Genomic DNA, 19137 nt, shown 5'->3' on the forward strand with positions numbered 1-19137 from the left:
AGGCAAACGTGCCCTATTGACCGCCTGCAATATCAATAAACGAGCCGGTGACATACGAAGCTTCGTCTGATAATAACCACGCGATAGAGTTCGCGACTTCTTCTGGTGTGCCACCTCGTTGTAACGGTAACTGCGAAGCTAGTCTGTCTACGCGATCTGGCTCTCCGCCGTCTGCATGCATCTCAGTATAAATACAACCTGGCCTTACGCCATTCACTCGGATATTGCGTGAAGCTAATTCAAGCGATAAGCCTTTGGTGAGTGAATCCATCGCACCTTTCGATGCTGCGTAATCCACATACTCAAACGGTGCGCCAGTACGAGAAGCGGCAGACGATACATTCACAATCGAACCCGCGCCATCGGCTTGTTTGATAAAGGCTTTACTGCACAGAAAGCAGCTTGATACGTTGGATTTCATCACCTTTTCAAAGCGATCCAATTCAATATCAACCAATGGTGACTGGGTAAACAAGATCCCGGCATTATTGACCAAGTGCGTCACTGGACCTAGCTTATTACGAGCAATCTCAAATAAAGATTTCACATCCGATTCAACAGACACATCCGCACGCACGCTTATCGCGGTTCCGCCTTGTTCACGAATCTCGTCTACTAGATCTTCAGCTCGCGACTCATTGTGTATGAAGTTAACGCATACAGCATAGCCTTTACTGGCCAACAATTTAGACGTTGCTGCGCCAATGCCTCGGCTTCCGCCGGTTACAACCACTACCTTGCTCAATGAAACCTCCTAATGTTTACTTATTCTGTGCAACCTGATTGTTCGTGACAAACTGATCGTATCGATACAAACTAATTGTTCGATACGATCTGAACCCACTGCGATCGCCACGCCGGCGCTTCGAATGGGTCTGGCCAAAACTCAGTTTGCTTTTGAATTAAACCGTCAACCACCGTGTGAAAGGTGATCACTCGGTCTTTCAACACACTGTCAGTGACCGAAACGTCCGTGACTACCGTATCACCTTCACAGACAATCGAATTGAGCGTGAATTCCCAAACACCATTGGCTGGGTATTCAGTATTGATTGCAGTGAAGTTGTCGCGCCCTAACGTCAATTCAGACGACTGCGGCCAATAGCCTTCAAAATCTGCGGTTAGCCATTCACCTGCCTTTGCAAAATCATTACTGCGCATTGAATCCCAAAATCCCAATACCACTTGTTTTGGTGTCATTATTCTTCCTTAAAGTTATTTACGTGTGGTGATTTTTAAATGTCGGCTTCGTTATGCGTACTTGCTAATGATCGTTAAAAGATCATCGACACTGTTAGCAATGTAATCGGGCTTGGTTTGCCAATTTTCAGGTTTCGATCGGCTATAACCTGCTGCAACGGCAATCACTTTTGCGTTTTTACCCAGCGCGGCTTCAATATTGCGAGCAAACTGTGTGTCCGCTTCATGGTCACCGATGTACATCAAACAAAGCTCGTTAGTCGGATCGGCGCCAAATATGTTCTCGACACATTTCACACCACCAAATGGATGGGGTTTTTGGTTACCGTTCGAGACATCGTCATAGCCCACGACCGATTTAAACAAATCACCAATGCCATAACTGTCGAGCACACCACGAATATTCAATTGAGAGTTTTGAGAGCAGATCCCATGTGGAAGATGAGCAAACTGATTAACCACGGTTTCCATTCCTTCAAACAAGGCAACGGCTGTTTGGTTTTTCTCTTGATGCTCTGCCCACATTCCACCAGCGATCAACATTTCATCGTGTGATAAACCGTAATAATCGACATATAAGGCTTGCCAGTTTTTAGCCCCGTGGTTGGCTTCATGATAAAGCGCTTCGCTGAGCAAATATTTAGGTAAGTTATCACCTGACAAGTGTGGCGCGACTAAAGAGATAATATCTTTTGTGATTGCGATATTCTTTGGAACGGAATTGACTATGGTTCCATCGTAATCCCACAGGATGGCATCTAACTTCATACACTATCTCTTTGTTTCGATTAGTAATTTGAATTTATCATTCATAAGCCTATTTAGGGCAATTTTATTGTCTTGAATTTCGAAATTTGTCGAATAGAAGCAAAGCTAGAGAACAAACCGTTACTAGCAAACAAAAACCAAACAGTGTTTGCTCACATCACTGCTTTATCAATTGCAATATATGCGTATAATCCCCGCTCCATTGCGCTATCGCCGTTAAAAATAGCGCCATTCAACATTTTTAATGAGTACCCAATGTCGAAACTATTTTTCAAAGGCCGTATCGAAACAAGACAGAACCACGTTCTTGCTGGCTACAACGTAAACCGCGATGTGAAAGCGGGTACTGAAGAATCTCCAATCGCAGTAATGGTTCAAACTGAAGCGCGCAAAGCAGAAGTTGAAGCACTAGCCGCTGAAAATACTATCTTCGTTACTGTTACAGTCGACGCAGACAAAGAAGAGAACACCATCGAGCTTGATACTCTACTGAACAAGCCAAAAACGATGACGTTTGAAAAGACCCCTAACCGTAACGATCCGTGTTCTTGCGGCAGCGGTAAAAAATACAAGAAGTGTTGTGCATAAGGCTTCTCACTCAAACTGCCAATAGCACGATGAGTTAAGTAATATCTAACGGGAAGATCATTGAGGTCTTCCCGTTTTTATTTGCCTAAGCCAAACTCACAAACTCACAAACTCACAAACTCAGTCGAGGTTGTCTGGTGTATTCAGATATGTTCCACATTGGGTACATTTGTAATCACCTGTCGCGCCCGAACCTGTAACACCAAAAGATAGAAACTCCGATAAAATTCGTTGGAGTAAGCTCGGTTCTTTATCTTCAGCTTGTGGTGCCTTTTGCACTTGGCTACTGAACATCGTGTACCTATGCAGTGTAAGTTCCTTACAGTTACAGCAGAACGCTCTCGTCTTCTCACTTCCATACATAATATCTATCGCCTTAACTCAAAGCACAAATTCAACACATGGCAAATATGCCACATGTTGAGTTAAATCTATATATTTTCATGAAGTTATGAGCAAATTAAAGCGTTTCAAAGAAAGGTAAGCTCTCGACTGTTAAGTGACGTGTTGATGAACAAAGTTATTCAATTCAGTCACGCTTCTGATGATGTAAACCTCTTTCTCTTTAGCACGCAATTCTAACTGCGCTTTAAAGTCGTCATTCCAAAATTTAGGACACAGTTTTAGTGTCTTATAACTTTGTATCGTGCCTTTTATAACTGAACTTCCATCAGGCCAGCCTTCAGGTTTAACGAATAGACCTTTGAGCATTCGCTTGGTTACAAACCAGTAGCTAATTGAATAAGGAAGGTCGATATAAACCAAGGTATCAGCTGCATCTAAACGTGTGTTGAACGATCCTAGAGGGCCAAAACCATCGATGATCCAGCTTTCTGACTTAAGTATGCTCTCATGAGCCTGCTCGAATACTTCACGTTCAACAAACTCTCCGTTGGCCTTATAAACAATAGAATCTAACTGGTGAAGCTCTATCCCTGTAGCTAGTGCTAACGCCTTGCTGATTGTGGATTTTCCACTCCCAGGCTTGCCAAAAACCGCGATCTTTTTCATATGACTTCCTCTATTCAGATAAAACCCATAAGACAGCGACAAAAAACCCACCTTACGGGTGGGTTCGATAAACAAAGCGCATCAACAATCCCACCATTCCTATGGAATGATGATAATTCGTTGGTTAGATGGCGCTAAATTCAGTTTCATAAAACTACTTTTATATACTGTTGCTTAGTTGTCAACACAATGACTAATGGGCGATATCATCGTCATATCGCACCCATTAATAGTCTTAATGAGTGCTTATTCGTCTTGGTTATTTTGCTTTCTTTTTCGTCACTGTCGCTTCTGATAGCTTGCTTAGTACACCCGATACTTTCTTAACGACCTCGTCACAGCCATTGATCGCGTGACGCTCTACCAAGTAATTAGGATCGTTGTAAGACAACCATACTTTCTTATTAGAATCCTCAGTGACTAACACCTTCTGCGGTAAATCTATCGCGACTTCTTGAGCACATTGCATTAATGGTGTCCCTACTTTCGGGTTACCAAAGATGATGACTTCCGTTGGTCTCAATTCAAGATCGACCTTACTCGCGTTTTTCTGATGGTCGATTCTCGCAAACAAGGTCAAACCTTTGCTCTTGGCGATTTCTTCAAAGCGGTCAGCGGTCTCTTTCACTGAATAATTACTTTGGTATTTAATCAAACCATCAGAAGCCGCAGCTGAAAATGATGCCGAGAGTAAAATGGCGCATAGTGGTAGTAATTTTTTCATCGTCACCTCTGAGATTTAACCTAATCAAACTTACATTCATAGCGCCACTTCCAAATTCAGCGACGTAACCCATGTCAGTATAGACGCGATTCCATTCTCAGTTTGCAGAGAGGATCACTTTTCTAATGCGTCTTATTATCATCAGTTTAGGTGGGGATTTTTTCAAAAGTTAAACACACGATCAGTGCCACGACTTAGTCCCACATTTCTCACATTGGTATTCGTAATCACTGTCTACATAAAAACCGGGAACATTATGGTCACCTTTAAACAATAACGTCATCAGGTATTCCATCAACACGCCTAACTTCCATTGTTTCTTTTCAGATTCAGCGTCCGCTTTAGATTCAGCATCGGAAGCGCTAACAGCAAGGTGCGGGGTAAGTGCGTCGCACTGCTCACAGTGATAAGGGTGTTTAATATACTTATTATCAAGCATTTATATAAGCCAACTGATATTTATAAATTTGATACATACTAACAACTTATCACTCGGTTCTCGAACTTATTGTTGTCCACTAGAGTTTTATTAGAAAGAAATGAGACACAAGGTAAGTGCCATGCATCTTGAATCAGTTACCATCGAGATCTCCCTCATTGAGCCGCTAAAGCTATACTTACGCTAAGGTATGAAATTAGCTTTTACTTTAATAACCCTTTGTCTGCAGCGCCTTCAAGTTGTACTTCTAGTTCTTTCCATAGAGCACGACTGCCTTTAGAAATACGCTCGCCATTGAAGGTCAGTACTTTGTCTTTAGATACGTTGTGCTTCTTCCAGCTGTGACCACCACCATGGATGTTATGAAGCAAAGGCGGCACTCTATCGATCGCCTTACCAAATCTGGCTTCTGGTGACTCACCTGCTTCGAACTCAAGCCATAAATCCAAATACTCGATTCTTGAATGGCTCGGTAATGATTTCAGCAAGCGCTCAACGCAGTTTCTCTCTTTGAGCTTGTTTTCTGCGGTTTCACTGGCATAAATGATGGTGTCTCCGGCATCGATTTCCCCAAGATCATGAATCAGCAGCATCTTCATTACTCGCGTAATATCGATTTCTTCATTGGCATAGTCTTTCAACATGAGTGCGCTCAAACAGACGTGCCAACTGTGCTCAGCGGAGTTTTCATATCGATCCAATCCAACCGGTTTTGTCTGTCGATGAACATCCTTTAATTGTTCAATCTCGACCATGAATTGCAGAATGCCTTTGATTTCTTCCACGATGAGCTTCCTTAACTTAAGTTGATGATTTATCGGAGCTGAGAGTTAACTTAGCGACAAAGAAGCGTTACTCCCAATGAACCGACATTTTGTAATACGCAACACCCGATTTTTCAAATTCAGAGCCTTCTACAGCCATCCCAAACTTTTGATAAAAACCTAAAGCCGTTGTGCGCGCATCGCACCAAAAATATTGGATGTTTGATTCTTTGAGGTTAGAGATGGCATGATCAATCACGTTTGAACCGATTCCCTGCCCTTGGAATTCAGGCAGCGTGGCAAACTTTCTCAGCCTCGCTTCATTGCCTTGGATATAGATAGACGCGACACAAACCAACTGCTCACCAACAAACGCGCCGTAATGCGTTGCTTGTTCGTCATCTGGCACCATACAAAATGACATCGGTTTATCAGGCCAAAGCACTTGATGCCTAACCGGAAGTACCTCCGTCGCTGAAAGCTGTTTTATTTCCATATTATCTCCAATGTTCAGAAGCCTACGTAAGTATGCAAGCTTGAAATGAAGCAAATCCTTTTCAACATTAATTTACTATTGAGTAGTCTTGGCATACATTTCACAAACGACTTCGACGTTTAGAAAATTACTTGTGCGCCAAAAAGGCTGGCGTTCAAAACCTCGAGTTGCATTTCTTTGTTTGTAGCCATCCGGATTGCGACCAAAATAAGATGTTAACCTTGCCGTCATATCATTTTCGAGCGAAATTCCGCTAATCGAAATATCGTAACCGCCCTGACATGGAGATACCCATACCCTCCCATTAGCCCCACTCAAACTAATATTCTTTGTTGTTATTTGTTGCTGATGTAGAACCAAAGAAACTGGCAAACGTTTATTTAAATCAGACACTATTCTATTCATTAGGGCATAAAGAACTTCAACTTGATTCATTCGGGACCTCTAGTAACGACTAAACATTGAAACAGAATTGGATGACGCTACCATTTGAAATTATCTATTGCACCGTAAACAAAGAACTCAAATTTGATTTTTCAATACTTAGAGCTAAGTTGTAGCTCACATCCTAACTTTAGATATCAGCTATCTGTATTCCATTAAATGATAACGCTCTAATCCCTCTCCTTTTGTGAATGAGATAACAAAACCTTGCGACTGGTAAAAGCCAATAGCATGTTCATTGGCAGTCAAACACTTCAAAGTCAGATCAGTGTAATGTTGTTTGCAGGTATTGAGTAAAGCAGAGCCTACTCCAGAACGTAGCGTTCGCGGGCACACATAGAGGTGATGGATGAAACTCTCAGGTTCCCAAACAGAGGCAAAACCTAAAACCTTGTCGCCAGAAACAGCCACCCATATCTGCTCACCTTCTGTATCTAATTCGAAATCGGATAACTCAAAAGCGTCGGCATCAGCCCAATGAAAGGTGTCCTGTCTTGATTCTAGATAGAGCGCCTGTAAAGCGGTTAAATACTTGGGTTGATACCTTGTGACTTCCATGTCGCTCCTGCCTATCCGTATGACCAGAATTAAGGTTGTTGACTAAGCTTTTCTACCTGTTAGCCATAGGGTGTTCAGGGTTTAACTGAAGCAGATCCCACAAGTTACCGTAAAGATCTTCAAACACAGCAACGGTGCCGTAGCCTTGCTCTTTAGGCTCTCGGACAAAGTTAATGCCCAAAGACGTCATGCGTTCGTAATCACGCCAGAAATCATCGGTGTTTAAGAATAGGAATACGCGTCCACCAGCTTGGTTGCCGATGAAATCGAGTTGCTCTGGCTTGGAAGCTCTAGCAAGTAACAGGCTCACACCGGTTGAATTTGGTGGAGCAACAACAACCCAGCGCTTATCTTCTTCTGGCAGATACGTGTCTTCGATGAGATCAAACTTAAGCTTGTTTACATAGAAATCAAGCGCTTCATCGTAGTCTTTTACCACGAGTGCAATGTGAACAATATTCTGTTTCATAACATACCTTGTTGGGGTTTTAGCTGCAGGGAATGATGCCATGAAGCAGGTAAAGACACTAGGTGTCGCATCATAAATCGTAGTATCTCGTCCGTCACAATCTAAAAGGTATACATCATTTATAACTGCCAGAATCCGAGCTCGACGCCACCTTGAATGACAATGGCACACATCCCGTGACGTGGTAACTCCATTGGCGGCACCGCAACTTCGGCGCCTAGTTTCTCGGCTGCAGTTACTGCAGACTGAATATCCTCAACCAACGTGTAATGACGAACAGTTGGTTCTTCAGTTTCACGAAGCGGTGCTCGAATGCCAATTACCCCGCCATTAGATAGCTTTGCAGTGCGCGCCCCACCAAGGTTCACATCTGCACCACTGAATTTCACGTTGTAGAGCTGAGCGTATGTTGCACAAACGACATCGACCTCTGGGGTAACCACTTCAAGATATTGAACCTTCATCAAATTTCCTTCTCGTGTTCTTTAAGACTCTCAACCTGCATACAGCTGTGCAGGTGTTTCTCATCAATAATTTATTACTAAGCAATTCGACCGCGCATGATAAATTGCGGGCCTGCTGCGCCACCTAAATACTGTTGATTGATATCTTCGAAGCCGCCTTTCTTATAACAGTTGAATGCTGCCGGATTTTTGCAATTCACAGTTAAGTAAATCGACTCATACGCTGAGTAATTCGCTTTTAAATACGGAAACAAAGCCTTCACCGTGCCTGTTCCTAAACCTTTACCTTGCTGGTTTTTATCAAGCACAAAAGCTCTCAAGCCAATGCTTCCTTCAGGGCAGAATTCGTAGTGCTCTGCGTAAGCGATATCCAGCTTAAAGAAACCCACAACTTCGTTATCAGACTTAATCACGTGCAAGTGCGTCGTTTCACTGCCGTCTAATAAAAACTCTGCAGCTGTACCAGCGAACTTAACCTGTTCATCGGCGAGTTGGATGGCCTGAACTAACGCCACATGTGAATCTTCAAGCCTTTCGATAGTTATCATTGTTGTTCCTTCTGTATAACACGCACGAAAAACCGACTAGAGCTCATCGCTAGTGTCTCGAGAACCGTAGTTTGGGAAATGCAACCTTAGTACTCAGTTAATACGTTTAGTCCATCCAATAATTTAGAGCAAAGACCAGCATTTGGTATCCAACCAAAAGGTCATGACTTAATGAATATCTTGGCAGAGCCTAAAGAGATAACCGTCAGGAGTTTGAACGATGAACTGCTTCTGAGTCGCGATCGAATCCCCACATTGATAAGACTTTGACTCTAACGCTAAGTAAATAGAATCAGCGGCGCTTTCGTTAACTCTCTGATAAAGTGGTTCGATATCGATAACATCCCATTGGAAGTTAACACCACGCCCTAACGGAAACTCCAGATCACCTGAAAGCCATTTTCGACTTTTGCCCGCAATCCCTTCAAGCATCACATCAACACCGTCAAGCGTTAGATAAACAAACTCTTCATCTGAGCGCTCGTATTTCACTTCAAACCCCAACACATCGACAAAAAAGGATTTGCTCACATTAATATCGAAACAATAAAGCTCTGGAACTACTCGTAATGTCATGATTTACCTATTCACTAAATAGCGAGAGATTAGTAAGAATCTAATCAGGATTTCCACTCTAATATAGAGTTAATTAATCTGTGTACTTTAGCTAGCTTTATAAAGCCTTTCGTTAATCTCCCAAAGCGCGTTTCTGTTTGAGTCATATGTTAGAAGTTCAATAGCTTCTTGGTAGTCGCACCAACGGTAATCTGTGTGTTCACTTGATAGTTCAGGATCTTCTGTGACTTTAACTGAGAAGGAATGCTCAGGAATGACGAATGGATGCTCAGTCCAATTGTAATTCCCTGCATAAAAGACTTTTGGAAGCATGCACATTGAATCAAGCTGCTGCCAGTTATCACCGACTAACTGAGTTTCTTCAGAAAGCTCTCGTTTTGCTGCTTCAAGAATTGATTCATCATTTTCGCCACCACCGGATATTGCCTGCCATACACTATTGTCACTTCTGCGTACGATTAAAAACCGAGGTTTGGTGTCGACTATTTGATAGGGAAAGACTAAAACTTGAAAAGGTGCTCTCATTGATATGCCCTCCAATCGTTCACGTTTACGGCGCTAACTTCCCAAGGATGACCGGGTCGCTCAACAGATTCGTCAGAGGAAGAAACAATGGCTCAGGTAACTCATCTAGCTTAAACCATTTCCATTGCTTACATTTATCAGGCTCTGTCACCTGTGGTTTGCCGCTAGCATCAGAAGCCACAACAAACAGCGTTATATAGTGCTTGTTCTCTTTCTCAAAAATATCATTGGTAAAAGAGAGCTTTTCAAATCCACTAACAACGAGGCCAGTCTCTTCGAGTGTTTCGCGTTTGGCACACTCTTCAATGCTCTCACCCCATTCAAGGTGTCCGCCCGGCGTTGCCCACGTATGAGCTCCGTGAGAACCAATTCGCTCTCCAAGTAACACTCGCCCTTCACGTAGAATAACCGCAGCGATACCTACTCTTACTTCCTGACTCACTTAAAACTCCTTAATTCTTACCAAAAGACAAACGAACAGCTAAGTGACTAACAATGCCGAGATTACGCTCAAACTTACCACTAGCGCTAAGCCGAGTTAAATACCAAATGTTGAGAATGATCTCGTAAAGCTCTGTCGATCACACCCAAGGAAACACTTTTACTTGCTGCCATCTAGCCTTATAACCAGCGGTCATTTTGTTGTAGTTCGCTTCTGTCATTGCTCGCTTATTCGGTTTAATCAGCATATCAAACGCGTCCTCTACACCGTATGGTGCAAACAACTTGATATCGCCTGAATCATCCAGAGTAAACCCGATAGCAAGCGCAGAAAGCCAAGACTTGATACCTTGTTCAACACGATCGTATGGTTGAATCAAGCAACCGAACTTCTTAGCGTAACGCTCATGGATGGTCGCTTGGTTCTTTACATCCACGTCGACACGATGACTTAACCGCGAACGAATGCGGTTTTTGAATTCGTCCTCAGTGAGGGCTGATGCATTATTGAAATAGACAATATCTAAGTCTTTAACTTGGTCTAGAAGCGGTTTGTTTTCGATATCATTCCAGATTATTTGAGTGATGGCGCCGCCTGCAATATAGAAGTTTGGCAAACCCACCTCACGACATACGTTGGCTGTTTCGATTAGCTCAGGAACTTGTTGAATGAGGTTCTTTAGTTTTTGTTTATTCATCATTCCCTTTTTATCTAATCACGAATCGTACATTGCCCAACGGAAATAAGGTCTTTGACCATCCATTCGCTCAACCTTTGCACCCAACCTTTTGTAGAAATCATGCGCTTTCTTATTGTGCGGACTTGCCGTCCATGAGATGTGAGAGGCGGATGATGACTTCGCTTGTTAACAGACAAGAATGCCACCATTACAAATCAACTTGCTGCACCAATTAAGTTTTTTGTTTCGCAGACGTTATTGCTTGGGCTATTTTAGCCCTATGACTCGTTTCCCACTCAGCGAGTGTTAATGAAGCTTCGTCACTTGCTTTCTTTGAAGCCATTAGAAACACTTCATCTTTTCTTGATTTAGGAATAACGACAATACCCTCTACATCAGCAACAATGATATCTCCCGTATACACCTTTGCTCCCCCGCAAGTGATTGGAGCACCCAATTCAGAATAGACCTCTTTCTTTCCCGGTACTGGATGAACACCTTTCGCAAAAACTGGAAAATTCATATCTGAAATTTCATTCAAATCTCGAATGACACCATCAATAATAAAACCTTTGATACCTCGACTCTTAGCGACTGCGCATACATTACCGCCGGCTACTGCATATTCGCTATCAACTCCATCCACTACAATGATGGAACCTTTTGGTGCTTCGTATATGGCTGAATGAAGCATTAAATTATCACCAGACGTTAACTGGACAGTAAACGCTTCTCCAAAAATTGGCGGCATTCCCTGCCAAAGAGGACCAATACTAAAGTCAATAAAGTGCTCGTTACTTAGTATGTTTCCGTAATCGGTTGTCGCTAATTTAGAAAAATCTCGCTTCATATTTACTCTCCACTTTCAAAGTGGGCAAATACCTCTGCACCAGTCATATTATGTGTTTCATTTTTAAATTCGTAGTATTCGGGCTTTTCATCGATGAATATCTGATGAGTTAACTTGTAGTCATCCCCAGACATCAATAAACCGACAGGAAGGTGATACTGATTATTTGGCACCAAAAAGTAAAACAAGTGAGTACCACATTTACCGCAGAAACCCCTCTCAGCCCAATCGGACGACTTATATCTAACTACATTCGATTCACCTGATATTTTAACTGAATCAGCGCAATCAATGGCTAACATCGGACCGCCCGACCAATTTCTACACATACTACAATGACAAGCCCCCAATTCATTACTGGCGTACTCTACTTCCAACTCAACCGAGCCACATAGGCACTTTCCTTTACCTTTCATGAATCCTCCAATCTTTGCAATGTGTGTAAATGAATAGCAGATCACGCTTTTTATACCGATGACTTAATTAGAAAGGCTATTTTGTGCTCCCCTTCTCCGACAGATACGCGGCATACTTTTTAGAAATCCATTTATGAATATGAAGCCCTGTTTTACGAACAAGATACCAATCTATAGCAGCTAGAATCACCAAACCGATTACAGTTCCCATTACAAAACCTCCATGCTAATTGAAATGTCACTCTACCAAATGGGTAAGAAAAGCACCGTGAACCTAAACTAGATATGGATAGTTACTTTAACTCAGGAAGAATGACGAGGCATAACGCTTAGCTACGCTGAAAGTGGATGTGTGCCATGTCTGAGCGAAGCGAGTTCGGCACGCGTTTACGATTCAGATTTAGGCGCCTTGTTATATGTTTTACTTACTAATATGCCAAGCCATTACACCACTAGTAATAAGTAAAAATATACCTATCAATCCGACATTAACTGCAAAACTTACTTTATTACTTTCGTCTTGAAAGTCATTGGTTCGGGACACAAGTTCACGATGAATCATTAACGAAAAAAAGTCTTGATTAGCTGGATTGTTACCATCAAATGTAATGCCTGCCAACACAACAAGTAAAATTCCGCTATATGCAATGTAGTCAACCAAGTCTATTGTGGATAGGTAATCAAAAAAATTGCGAGAAATTAGCAGAGCTACCGAGATCACAACAAGATAAGCTAAAATCCCTTTGAGAAAACCCCTCATTGAAACTCCCTGTACATATAACAGCTATCAAACAGAAAAATTCTGCACTTAACTCCAGAATAATTTTGTCTAGTATCTAAGATAGACAAGCAATATGCAACTAAGCCATTACATAACAATGGCTTATGTCACAGCTAATTTCAGGCATGTGAAAAATCGCTTACTTTAATTCATCTGGAATGCGGCAATCTTTGTAGTAATACTCTCGGTCGCGTTCGTTGATTTCGCGTACCACTTTGCATGGGTTGCCGACTGCGACGACGTTAGCTGGGATGTCTTGGGTGACGATGCTGCCTGCGCCTATTACTGAGTTTTCACCAATGGTGACACCGGGAAGTACGACGGTGTGCGCGCCAAGCCATACGTTGTTGCCAATACGAACGGGAACATTGAACTGCGCTGCTTTTAGCCTGAGTTCTGGGCTGATGGGATGTGTGCCAGTGGCGATGGTCACGTTAGGCGCAATCATCACGTTGTCGCCGATGAATACATCTGTGTCGTCGACCAGAGTTAGATTGAAGTTCACGTATACATTGTCGCCTAGGTGGGTGTGACGCCCCCAGTTCGCGTGTAACGGTGGCTCGATGTAGCAGCCCTCACCGACTTCGGCGAACAGTTGCTTCATGATTTGTTGTCGTTTATACCCTTCACTAGGACGAGTGTGGTTGAAATCGTATAGCACTTCTAAGCATTGAGTTTGCTCAGCAACCAAATCAACGTCGTCACAGTAGTAAACGTCTTGGCTGTGCATTTTAGCCTTTATATCCATGTTTGAACCTATTTGATCATTGCCTTATGTAGGCAGAAATAAAGAAACAGATGGATAATTTGAAGTTTTCACTGGCCTCAATGCAAGTTGGATGAATTAACGCGGCCTGATGTTTTCAGCCACACGCCACAGCACACCACTTGGGTCGGTGATACAAAACTCAAGCATTCCCCAAGGTTGCTCAACAACCTCGGAAACGGTAACTTCAAATTCCGACACTACATTAGAGTTTTGGATGTGTTGATACCAACTTTTTACGTCTTCAACCAGCAAGTGCATCATGTAATTGTGACAGTGCGCAGGTTCATAAAAGTTTTGCAAAAGGAAGGCGCAACTGCCGTGTCGTAGATAGGCGATATCGTGAAATTCAGACATCACTTCGAAGCCGATTGACTGGTAAAAACGCTTAGATAAATCGAAGTCTTTCGCGGGCACGAAAGACTTAATTTCCGAGACTTTAAGGTTTTCCATCTTACATCCTTATAGTGTTGATGTTCTTGTGCTGACACGCTTAACGCTTTAAGTGGTTACGGTGTTTATTCAGAGTCTTGCTGAAATGAGTCGACTTCGGCTTTAGTTAGATAACGCCACTGGCCTGCTTCAACATCCAAACGAACGTCACCAATCTGTTCACGGTGTAGGCCAACAACTCGATTCCCGACCGCAGCAAACATTCGTTTTACTTGATGAAACTTGCCTTCTGTAATGGTCAACAGCACTTCTTTACTGGTAATCACCTCGAGCTCTGCCGGACGCGTCGGCTTTTGTTCGCCCTGCAATTGAATGCCCGCTTTAAACTTATCAGCGACATCGTCTTTGATGTCTCGTGACAATGTCACGCGATATACCTTCTTACATGACTTGGTTGGCAGAGTGATGTTGAATGACCATCGCCCATCATCGGTAATCAAGACTAAGCCTGTTGTGTCGGCATCTAAGCGCCCTGCGATGTGCAGTTCTGATGCTTTGTCTATCTCGATGTAGTTGAACAGTGAAGGATAAACTTCATCGACATTAGAACAGATAGTACCCGCAGGCTTGTGCATTAAGAGGTATCGAAATTCACGCAATTTAAGCGGCATGCCATTAAACAAGATGGCGTTGGTTTCATGAACCTGAGTCGATTCATCGGTGACTGTTTCACTGTTTACGTTCACCTCGCCATTATGGATGCGTTCAATCGCTTCAGGCTTGGTTAGGTCAGTGCTTTTACATAGGTATTTATCAAGGCGCATTAATCGTCGGCACCACATTTAGCACAAGGCTTGTAAGTTCGTTCACCTTGCTCGATAACCACATAGTCACCAACGCACTTGTCACATAAAGCGAGCTTTGGGTAAGCCTCTTTTTGTTTCTTTGTGTTAATGTTGCCTTCGGTGGTGTATACGGTTCTCATCTTGATGCCTTTGTTTGAATAACGTGAGAGGCGCAAATTGTATCACTGTTTACAGCTTTGATTGGAGTGGCGGTTCATAGATAAATTGATTTTAAGTACCGCTATTCCAAGTTCCCGCCCGTAACGGCTTAACCATGAACAACAAAATCAACGTGCCACGCCTATCAGTGGTAAAATGATAAAAGCTCACCAACTTATGAAGTCGATAATGAAAGATTGTAATCAATGCGGAAAATGCTGTATCAAATACGGAGATGGCGACCTTGCCGCGACTCAAGAAGAGATCGATTTGTGGGAGTTGTTCAACCCAGACATCTTTGAATATGTTCGAGGAAGCGAGATCTGGTTCGACCCTGAATCTGGCGAACGTTTAACTCGCTGCCCTTTTCTGGAGCTGGTTCCGACGAAAGACACCAAGGCTCAAGCCAAGTACACATGTAGCATTTACTTAGACCGACCAGAAGATTGCCGACACTACCCAAGCCTAATTAATGAGATGGTACGAGATGAGTGTGAAATGATTGAGGTGGTGGATTTACAAGACACGAAGAAAGCTCAAAGGAAACTCGACCTGTTGATGAAAGACAGCCGCCCTTCAAGCTATTCGTAAGCGATGATCTTTTGAAGATCAATCTTCAGCATTAGCTAATAGCCGCTAAAACCTTAAGCCAAGTACTGGTTCGCTTCTAACCAATCAAGCGCAACCAGTGCTGCCAATGAACATACCGCTCTGTCGTTGATATCCACATACTTAAGCTCTTCGATTTCAGCATCTGGAGACAGTTCGCCTGTATAATCAGCAAGATAGCAAGTCAATTGCACCGATACGCCTTCCGCTTTGCCATCAGCTTGGCCTGTAAACGTCTCGACGTATTTGATGGAGTCAGGCACTAAATCAACTGAGATCTCTTCTTTGATTTCGCGAACCAGTGCTTGCTCATCACTTTCGCCAGCTTCACGCTTACCACCCGGTAGATAGAACAGTTCTTTGCCTTTTGATCTGACCATCAACAGCTTGCCGTCTTTGATGAATATCCAAGCCAGCTTATCAATTACCTTATGCATGTCGTTAGACCTTATTTCTGTTTTAGTTCTCGTTCTTACTGAATCAAGCCACACCATTAGTCGCGACCAAACAAAGCCTGGGTATGTTACACGCTGGAAGGAATATACTCTATTGAATCGAATAGGAAATATCATCGCCAAAACGAAAAATGACAGCGTTCGAGACAATTCTCGTCAACTGTCATCGGCGTTGTTTACGGATTGCTTTCTAGTTGTTCGTAGATAGAATCAATCGACTAGCCACTTAAGCGCAGAGTCATGGTCTTCGAATGACTTAATCTCACCGGACACAAACCAACTGCCGACTTTTGATGCCATTTCTTGCCAGCTTTTGTCACCATAAATCGCGATTTTGTCTATCTTCGAATTGAGCTCTAATCCCAGTTTGAAATCATCCCAAGCAGCACGTAACTCCCAACCCGTTAAGGTGGAGATGTCGACCAGCATCTTGAGTTTCGATGAATCGAGTTCTTCTAGCGTGGTATTTAGAATTGGCATCATTGCTTGATAGTCATCGTGTGTGAGTTTGCCTTTCGCTTTGAACACAACAATGGTTTCACCGCTAACACGTTCAATTCCAACCGATATTCCGTGACGTTCGATATTCATAGCCTAGCCCTCATAGTGGAAACTAGACTTAGCTTAGAGGATTAAACAGCAAAGAGATGAGAGGTTTACGTCAAAACGGACAAGCGCTTTATCTGAACTTAATATCAGAGAGTTAATCGCGCTACTCCAACAGTTCGCTTAGGGATTGAACTTGTACGATACCTGGATGCTGTGACTTAAGCTCAGCACCTTCCGTGTTCAACCACACCGCTTGCAAACCCGCTTCAAGTGCTGGGTAAATGTCTTTCTCTAGAGTGTCGCCTACCATGGTGATCTCTTGTGGTGAAACACCGAGCTTAGAAATAATGGCAGGATAGAACCCCGACTCGAACTTAGAAAAACCAATGCTCGCCTTACAAAAGTAACCCAAGATATATTGAGACAGGCCAACACGCTCAAAGGCTCGAATGATGTCGTCTTTACTGGAATCACCAGCATTGGTGGCAACATAAACTTGGTGATTTTTGGAGAGTTCAGCCAGTAATGCACGAGCACCACTTACTTCTTGTACGGTTTCCCAGTCACACATCTTCCCTTGTGCGTCTGGGAAATCGACCATCAGCGTATTGCCCCAGTCGAATAAGACTATTTCTGTTAATTCGATTAGCTTTGTCATCTTGCCTCCTGCATACGATGAATTATCTAATGTTTAAGCGAGCCTATAAAAACTTCTCGGACGGTTAGGCTCATTATGGACAACCTTGTTACTGTTTATGGAGCACGATCTTCTAAACACAAAATACCCTTTATTGATAAACCACTTTGAAACGCTCCAACATAAGTAACATGTCTTCACTTGGTGAGATCTTGAGCTCTTCACATTCACGAGAGAAGAAGTTCCAGTGAGCTTCTTTCCACCATTCGAGTGTTTTGTCACCCTCGCCTTCGACAGCAGCAAACTCCGCCGTCACTTCGTTATATTTGCACTGTGAGACTGAAGTGATCTCTACAATGCAAACTGGCTTGCCATCCCAGTCAGTGACGACTTGCAAGTGACCAACTACTGGTCTCGTCTCGCCTTCATGGCTGTACCAATATTCAAGGCTGCAAGACGCTTGTTTTTCACCCTTGAGAATTAACTGGGCGCAGAGGTTGGCGTTGTATTCATCAGCACAGTAATAGTCGGCACTAAAAGAGGTGTATTGCGAAGCAACGTCTGCTGGTAATGTGTTGAGGTAGCTATCAAGATAAGCTTTGCTTCTTTCTTCCATGATCTTTCCAAATTCAATATCAGGTTGAGCCGATAAACACTTATAGATTAAGCATCTGGCTGCATTGGGAGTAACCTATCAAGTCAGGTTATAGCTGTAAACCGAGTGAATATCAAAATGTGGGCTGAGAAAGAAGAATATAGGTAGGATTTCGAGGCCAGTACAAGGAGATCCAAAAAGTGAAAGAAGAGCCAAAAGCACCTTTAGTCGGTGCTTTTGGCTCTTAGTATCTCGTTACTAATAGCTCGTAACTGACGGGGTATTAACGGTTCAAGAAGTCGACCGCTTTGTCTGGGAAGTCGGTAAACACACCATCAACTTTGACTTGGTTGTAGAAGACATCCAACATGCCATCAAAGTTATCAGCATAAGCTGGGATTCTTCCTGGGTCAGCACGGAACGTGTACGGGTGAACATCTAAGCCCGCGTCTTTTGCTGACTTCATTAACGGTTTAATAATGATGTTATCTTTGGTCGATGCATCGTCCACCAACATTGGCTTCCAAAGGCCTATTCCTTCCGCATAAGACGCCACTTTTTCCATGCCACCAGCTTCAAACATCCAGTCGTAACTGTACGGCGTTGCTTTGTCACCTTGGTAGGTCATGGTTTCATTCCAATCTGTATAGGCCATCAACTGAACGAGCTTAAGATCCATTTCCATCACTGGCATGAGCTCATCGTTAATGCGTTGAAGTTCATTGGCGTCAAAACACTGCAAATACACTTTGTCGTCTTTTGATAGGTAACCATATTGATGCAAGGTCGCAAGTACCGCTTTGGAGATGTCTTTGCCTTCGTGACGATGGAACCAAGGTGCTTTAATTTCAGGATAGATGCCGACGTCATAACCTAAGGTCTTATTTAGGCCTTGGATCAGCTCGATCTCTTCTGCAAAGGTAGCGACACGAAAATCAGACTGCCACATTGGGAAGCGCGTTGGGTACCCTGCCACTCTTTTACCTTGGTCATCGAGGTTAAAGCCTTCGGTCACTTTCAGGGATTTAATCTCAGCGAGCGTAAAATCAATCGCGTAGTAGCGGCCATCTGCGCGAGCGCGTGTTGGAAAGCGATCCGCGACATCGGTGACGCGGTCTAGATAATGATCATGCAAAACCACTAATTGATCGTCTTTGGTCATCACGACATCTTGTTCGATGTAGTCGGGTTTCATTGCGTAAGCGAGCGCTTTAGCGGGTAAAGTGTGTTCAGGTAAATAACCAGAAGCGCCGCGATGCGCAATCACTAAAGGATCGGCGAATGCATTTGCAGATAAGCTTAGTGCTAATAAGGTCAGAGACAGTGACGTTGTTTTCATTATTGTTTCCCTTGATAAAACAGAAGCAGGATATACCTGCCTCTGTTG

Annotated in this window: 32 protein-coding genes and 1 pseudogene; 2 read left to right on the forward strand and 31 right to left on the reverse strand. The window is 43.1% G+C overall.

Annotation, left to right across the window (positions count from 1 at the left end; all coding sequences use genetic code 11):
* Positions 1-13: 13 nt before the first annotated feature.
* The 3 genes from AB6D93_RS11795 to AB6D93_RS11805 all read right to left on the reverse strand — a co-directional run bounded on the left by AB6D93_RS11795 (position 14) and on the right by AB6D93_RS11805 (position 1968).
* Entirely contained in the window at positions 14-745 is a 732-nt protein-coding gene (locus AB6D93_RS11795; protein WP_102333306.1) for a glucose 1-dehydrogenase, read from the reverse strand.
* Between the two features lie 71 nt (positions 746-816).
* On the reverse strand, positions 817-1200 hold the full coding sequence (locus AB6D93_RS11800; protein WP_102333305.1) for a nuclear transport factor 2 family protein: 384 nt from the start codon (positions 1198-1200) through the stop codon (positions 817-819).
* 51 nt (positions 1201-1251) lie between these two features.
* On the reverse strand, positions 1252-1968 hold the full coding sequence (locus AB6D93_RS11805) for an HAD family hydrolase (protein WP_017061811.1): 717 nt from the start codon (positions 1966-1968) through the stop codon (positions 1252-1254).
* Positions 1969-2223: 255 nt separating this feature from the next.
* Here AB6D93_RS11805 and AB6D93_RS11810 point away from each other — a divergent pair, with 255 nt between their 5' ends.
* Positions 2224-2556, forward strand: a complete 333-nt coding sequence (locus tag AB6D93_RS11810; protein WP_017068336.1) for a PBPRA1643 family SWIM/SEC-C metal-binding motif protein — start codon at positions 2224-2226, stop codon at positions 2554-2556.
* A gap of 120 nt (positions 2557-2676) precedes the next feature.
* Here the strand turns inward: AB6D93_RS11810 and AB6D93_RS11815 are convergent, their stop codons facing one another.
* From AB6D93_RS11815 to AB6D93_RS11925, 23 genes and pseudogenes are all read right to left on the reverse strand, one after another.
* A complete protein-coding gene (locus tag AB6D93_RS11815; protein WP_029235167.1) occupies positions 2677-2919 on the reverse strand; it encodes a hypothetical protein in 243 nt (80 codons plus the stop codon).
* Between the two features lie 132 nt (positions 2920-3051).
* Positions 3052-3567: an adenylate kinase gene (locus AB6D93_RS11820; RefSeq protein ID WP_065583646.1), complete on the reverse strand. Its 516-nt coding sequence runs from the start codon at positions 3565-3567 to the stop codon at positions 3052-3054.
* A 259-nt stretch (positions 3568-3826) separates the two neighbouring features.
* Entirely contained in the window at positions 3827-4291 is a 465-nt protein-coding gene (locus tag AB6D93_RS11825; protein WP_102333304.1) for a DUF302 domain-containing protein, read from the reverse strand.
* A gap of 181 nt (positions 4292-4472) precedes the next feature.
* A complete protein-coding gene (locus AB6D93_RS11830) occupies positions 4473-4730 on the reverse strand; it encodes a hypothetical protein (protein ID WP_065583644.1) in 258 nt (85 codons plus the stop codon).
* A 203-nt stretch (positions 4731-4933) separates the two neighbouring features.
* Entirely contained in the window at positions 4934-5515 is a 582-nt protein-coding gene (locus tag AB6D93_RS11835; protein WP_102333303.1) for an HD domain-containing protein, read from the reverse strand.
* Between the two features lie 67 nt (positions 5516-5582).
* Positions 5583-5990 carry a GNAT family N-acetyltransferase gene (locus tag AB6D93_RS11840; protein ID WP_102333302.1) on the reverse strand — a complete coding sequence of 136 codons (408 nt, stop codon included), beginning with the start codon at positions 5988-5990 and terminating at the stop codon, positions 5583-5585.
* Positions 5991-6065: 75 nt separating this feature from the next.
* Positions 6066-6425: a histidine kinase gene (locus AB6D93_RS11845; protein ID WP_102333301.1), complete on the reverse strand. Its 360-nt coding sequence runs from the start codon at positions 6423-6425 to the stop codon at positions 6066-6068.
* A gap of 150 nt (positions 6426-6575) precedes the next feature.
* Positions 6576-6992, reverse strand: coding sequence for a GNAT family N-acetyltransferase (locus AB6D93_RS11850; RefSeq protein WP_102333300.1), 417 nt, complete (start codon positions 6990-6992; stop codon positions 6576-6578).
* Between the two features lie 52 nt (positions 6993-7044).
* Positions 7045-7461 carry a VOC family protein gene (locus AB6D93_RS11855; RefSeq protein ID WP_017061801.1) on the reverse strand — a complete coding sequence of 139 codons (417 nt, stop codon included), beginning with the start codon at positions 7459-7461 and terminating at the stop codon, positions 7045-7047.
* A gap of 119 nt (positions 7462-7580) precedes the next feature.
* A complete protein-coding gene (locus AB6D93_RS11860; protein WP_017061800.1) occupies positions 7581-7925 on the reverse strand; it encodes a VOC family protein in 345 nt (114 codons plus the stop codon).
* A gap of 77 nt (positions 7926-8002) precedes the next feature.
* A complete protein-coding gene (locus AB6D93_RS11865; protein WP_017070703.1) occupies positions 8003-8473 on the reverse strand; it encodes a GNAT family N-acetyltransferase in 471 nt (156 codons plus the stop codon).
* A gap of 168 nt (positions 8474-8641) precedes the next feature.
* Complete coding sequence (locus tag AB6D93_RS11870; protein WP_102333299.1) at positions 8642-9049, reverse strand: VOC family protein; 408 nt, start codon at positions 9047-9049, stop codon at positions 8642-8644.
* Positions 9050-9136: 87 nt separating this feature from the next.
* The gene (locus tag AB6D93_RS11875) at positions 9137-9574 is read right to left on the reverse strand and encodes an NUDIX pyrophosphatase (protein ID WP_102333298.1); all 438 of its coding nucleotides are present in this window, start codon (positions 9572-9574) and stop codon (positions 9137-9139) included.
* 25 nt (positions 9575-9599) lie between these two features.
* Complete coding sequence (locus AB6D93_RS11880; protein WP_102333297.1) at positions 9600-10016, reverse strand: NUDIX hydrolase; 417 nt, start codon at positions 10014-10016, stop codon at positions 9600-9602.
* A gap of 139 nt (positions 10017-10155) precedes the next feature.
* Positions 10156-10713, reverse strand: a complete 558-nt coding sequence (locus AB6D93_RS11885; RefSeq protein WP_102333296.1) for a nucleotidyltransferase family protein — start codon at positions 10711-10713, stop codon at positions 10156-10158.
* A gap of 18 nt (positions 10714-10731) precedes the next feature.
* Positions 10732-10881: pseudogene (locus AB6D93_RS11890) on the reverse strand (GNAT family N-acetyltransferase); the annotation flags it as partial.
* 46 nt (positions 10882-10927) lie between these two features.
* Positions 10928-11545 carry an RraA family protein gene (locus AB6D93_RS11895; protein ID WP_102333295.1) on the reverse strand — a complete coding sequence of 206 codons (618 nt, stop codon included), beginning with the start codon at positions 11543-11545 and terminating at the stop codon, positions 10928-10930.
* Positions 11546-11547: 2 nt separating this feature from the next.
* A complete protein-coding gene (locus AB6D93_RS11900) occupies positions 11548-11961 on the reverse strand; it encodes a GFA family protein (RefSeq protein WP_102333294.1) in 414 nt (137 codons plus the stop codon).
* 421 nt (positions 11962-12382) lie between these two features.
* Positions 12383-12721 carry a hypothetical protein gene (locus AB6D93_RS11905; RefSeq protein WP_102333292.1) on the reverse strand — a complete coding sequence of 113 codons (339 nt, stop codon included), beginning with the start codon at positions 12719-12721 and terminating at the stop codon, positions 12383-12385.
* Positions 12722-12881: 160 nt separating this feature from the next.
* Positions 12882-13490, reverse strand: coding sequence for a sugar O-acetyltransferase (locus AB6D93_RS11910; protein ID WP_102333291.1), 609 nt, complete (start codon positions 13488-13490; stop codon positions 12882-12884).
* 96 nt (positions 13491-13586) lie between these two features.
* Positions 13587-13961: a VOC family protein gene (locus tag AB6D93_RS11915; protein ID WP_017059214.1), complete on the reverse strand. Its 375-nt coding sequence runs from the start codon at positions 13959-13961 to the stop codon at positions 13587-13589.
* 65 nt (positions 13962-14026) lie between these two features.
* On the reverse strand, positions 14027-14725 hold the full coding sequence (locus AB6D93_RS11920) for a pseudouridine synthase (RefSeq protein WP_102333290.1): 699 nt from the start codon (positions 14723-14725) through the stop codon (positions 14027-14029).
* A complete protein-coding gene (locus tag AB6D93_RS11925) occupies positions 14725-14886 on the reverse strand; it encodes a hypothetical protein (protein ID WP_050634408.1) in 162 nt (53 codons plus the stop codon). Before AB6D93_RS11925 ends, AB6D93_RS11920 begins: the two co-directional genes overlap by 1 nt.
* A gap of 208 nt (positions 14887-15094) precedes the next feature.
* On the opposite strand from AB6D93_RS11925, the gene AB6D93_RS11930 reads away from it, so the two are divergent.
* Positions 15095-15496, forward strand: coding sequence for a YkgJ family cysteine cluster protein (locus tag AB6D93_RS11930; protein ID WP_017065706.1), 402 nt, complete (start codon positions 15095-15097; stop codon positions 15494-15496).
* Between the two features lie 53 nt (positions 15497-15549).
* On the opposite strand, the gene AB6D93_RS11935 is transcribed toward AB6D93_RS11930, so the two are convergent.
* The 5 genes from AB6D93_RS11935 to glpQ form a co-directional block, all read right to left on the reverse strand.
* Positions 15550-15951 (reverse strand): NUDIX domain-containing protein, encoded by a 402-nt coding sequence (locus AB6D93_RS11935; protein ID WP_017070706.1) that lies wholly within the window; start codon positions 15949-15951, stop codon positions 15550-15552.
* A gap of 228 nt (positions 15952-16179) precedes the next feature.
* Entirely contained in the window at positions 16180-16560 is a 381-nt protein-coding gene (locus AB6D93_RS11940) for an STAS/SEC14 domain-containing protein (protein WP_017068319.1), read from the reverse strand.
* 121 nt (positions 16561-16681) lie between these two features.
* The gene (locus AB6D93_RS11945; RefSeq protein WP_102333289.1) at positions 16682-17176 is read right to left on the reverse strand and encodes an HAD family hydrolase; all 495 of its coding nucleotides are present in this window, start codon (positions 17174-17176) and stop codon (positions 16682-16684) included.
* A gap of 130 nt (positions 17177-17306) precedes the next feature.
* Positions 17307-17771, reverse strand: coding sequence for an ASCH domain-containing protein (locus tag AB6D93_RS11950; RefSeq protein WP_102333288.1), 465 nt, complete (start codon positions 17769-17771; stop codon positions 17307-17309).
* Positions 17772-18033: 262 nt separating this feature from the next.
* On the reverse strand, positions 18034-19089 hold the full coding sequence (gene glpQ / locus AB6D93_RS11955; protein WP_102333287.1) for a glycerophosphodiester phosphodiesterase: 1056 nt from the start codon (positions 19087-19089) through the stop codon (positions 18034-18036).
* Positions 19090-19137 lie beyond the last annotated feature (48 nt).

Source organism: Vibrio sp. 10N.247.310.23 (genome assembly GCF_041467155.1).
GTDB lineage: Bacteria > Pseudomonadota > Gammaproteobacteria > Enterobacterales > Vibrionaceae > Vibrio > Vibrio crassostreae_C.

Coding starts and splice junctions, on each gene's coding strand:
- AB6D93_RS11800 (WP_102333305.1), bottom strand. CDS start 1,200: ATGACACCAAAACAAGTGGTATTGGGATTTTGGGATTCAATGCGCAGT.
- AB6D93_RS11925 (WP_050634408.1), bottom strand. CDS start 14,886: ATGAGAACCGTATACACCACCGAAGGCAACATTAACACAAAGAAACAA.
- AB6D93_RS11940 (WP_017068319.1), bottom strand. CDS start 16,560: ATGAATATCGAACGTCACGGAATATCGGTTGGAATTGAACGTGTTAGC.
- AB6D93_RS11870 (WP_102333299.1), bottom strand. CDS start 9,049: ATGACATTACGAGTAGTTCCAGAGCTTTATTGTTTCGATATTAATGTG.
- AB6D93_RS11805 (WP_017061811.1), bottom strand. CDS start 1,968: ATGAAGTTAGATGCCATCCTGTGGGATTACGATGGAACCATAGTCAAT.
- AB6D93_RS11895 (WP_102333295.1), bottom strand. CDS start 11,545: ATGAAGCGAGATTTTTCTAAATTAGCGACAACCGATTACGGAAACATA.
- AB6D93_RS11830 (WP_065583644.1), bottom strand. CDS start 4,730: ATGCTTGATAATAAGTATATTAAACACCCTTATCACTGTGAGCAGTGC.
- AB6D93_RS11865 (WP_017070703.1), bottom strand. CDS start 8,473: ATGATAACTATCGAAAGGCTTGAAGATTCACATGTGGCGTTAGTTCAG.
- AB6D93_RS11840 (WP_102333302.1), bottom strand. CDS start 5,990: ATGGAAATAAAACAGCTTTCAGCGACGGAGGTACTTCCGGTTAGGCAT.
- AB6D93_RS11825 (WP_102333304.1), bottom strand. CDS start 4,291: ATGAAAAAATTACTACCACTATGCGCCATTTTACTCTCGGCATCATTT.
- AB6D93_RS11930 (WP_017065706.1), top strand. CDS start 15,095: ATGAAAGATTGTAATCAATGCGGAAAATGCTGTATCAAATACGGAGAT.
- AB6D93_RS11935 (WP_017070706.1), bottom strand. CDS start 15,951: ATGCATAAGGTAATTGATAAGCTGGCTTGGATATTCATCAAAGACGGC.
- AB6D93_RS11885 (WP_102333296.1), bottom strand. CDS start 10,713: ATGAATAAACAAAAACTAAAGAACCTCATTCAACAAGTTCCTGAGCTA.
- AB6D93_RS11845 (WP_102333301.1), bottom strand. CDS start 6,425: ATGAATCAAGTTGAAGTTCTTTATGCCCTAATGAATAGAATAGTGTCT.
- AB6D93_RS11810 (WP_017068336.1), top strand. CDS start 2,224: ATGTCGAAACTATTTTTCAAAGGCCGTATCGAAACAAGACAGAACCAC.
- AB6D93_RS11905 (WP_102333292.1), bottom strand. CDS start 12,721: ATGAGGGGTTTTCTCAAAGGGATTTTAGCTTATCTTGTTGTGATCTCG.
- AB6D93_RS11860 (WP_017061800.1), bottom strand. CDS start 7,925: ATGAAGGTTCAATATCTTGAAGTGGTTACCCCAGAGGTCGATGTCGTT.
- AB6D93_RS11815 (WP_029235167.1), bottom strand. CDS start 2,919: ATGTATGGAAGTGAGAAGACGAGAGCGTTCTGCTGTAACTGTAAGGAA.
- AB6D93_RS11850 (WP_102333300.1), bottom strand. CDS start 6,992: ATGGAAGTCACAAGGTATCAACCCAAGTATTTAACCGCTTTACAGGCG.
- AB6D93_RS11820 (WP_065583646.1), bottom strand. CDS start 3,567: ATGAAAAAGATCGCGGTTTTTGGCAAGCCTGGGAGTGGAAAATCCACA.
- AB6D93_RS11855 (WP_017061801.1), bottom strand. CDS start 7,461: ATGAAACAGAATATTGTTCACATTGCACTCGTGGTAAAAGACTACGAT.
- AB6D93_RS11915 (WP_017059214.1), bottom strand. CDS start 13,961: ATGGAAAACCTTAAAGTCTCGGAAATTAAGTCTTTCGTGCCCGCGAAA.
- AB6D93_RS11950 (WP_102333288.1), bottom strand. CDS start 17,771: ATGGAAGAAAGAAGCAAAGCTTATCTTGATAGCTACCTCAACACATTA.
- AB6D93_RS11900 (WP_102333294.1), bottom strand. CDS start 11,961: ATGAAAGGTAAAGGAAAGTGCCTATGTGGCTCGGTTGAGTTGGAAGTA.
- AB6D93_RS11875 (WP_102333298.1), bottom strand. CDS start 9,574: ATGAGAGCACCTTTTCAAGTTTTAGTCTTTCCCTATCAAATAGTCGAC.
- AB6D93_RS11945 (WP_102333289.1), bottom strand. CDS start 17,176: ATGACAAAGCTAATCGAATTAACAGAAATAGTCTTATTCGACTGGGGC.
- AB6D93_RS11920 (WP_102333290.1), bottom strand. CDS start 14,725: ATGCGCCTTGATAAATACCTATGTAAAAGCACTGACCTAACCAAGCCT.
- glpQ (WP_102333287.1), bottom strand. CDS start 19,089: ATGAAAACAACGTCACTGTCTCTGACCTTATTAGCACTAAGCTTATCT.
- AB6D93_RS11910 (WP_102333291.1), bottom strand. CDS start 13,490: ATGGATATAAAGGCTAAAATGCACAGCCAAGACGTTTACTACTGTGAC.